The 267-nt window shown below is 41.9% G+C and carries 1 protein-coding gene; it reads left to right on the top strand.

Features of this window, described 5'->3' with window-relative positions; all coding sequences use genetic code 11:
• Nucleotides 1-47 precede the first annotated feature (47 nt).
• The coding region (locus SB725_RS31565; RefSeq protein WP_410923361.1) for an FAD-dependent oxidoreductase at nucleotides 48-267 on the top strand (220 nt) is incomplete at its 3' end.

Raw genomic sequence — 267 nt, 5'->3', positions numbered from 1 at the left:
CGATTCATTGGAAAAATTCTTGGCAAGTATCGAACCCAAGCTCGCTCGTGAAAGCTTATGCAAAAAACTTCCAAGATATGCAGGGTACGATCAAAGAAAGCGATGTAAAAGAAATCGTTCAAGATGGCGAAGGCTGGAAAATTATCACTGATAACGATACCTACTATAGTGACAAATTGGTTATCGCAGCAGGCCCATGGTCTAATGATTTGATCAGACCACTTGGCTATAACTTGCCATTGTTCCCAATGCGCGGTTATCATCAGC

Source organism: Pseudomonas sp. SIMBA_041, assembly GCF_046535095.1.
Lineage (GTDB): Bacteria > Pseudomonadota > Gammaproteobacteria > Pseudomonadales > Pseudomonadaceae > Aquipseudomonas > Aquipseudomonas mucoides.
The sequence above is the reverse complement of the archived record's forward strand: the minus strand, read 5'-3'. Positions and strand labels throughout refer to the sequence as shown.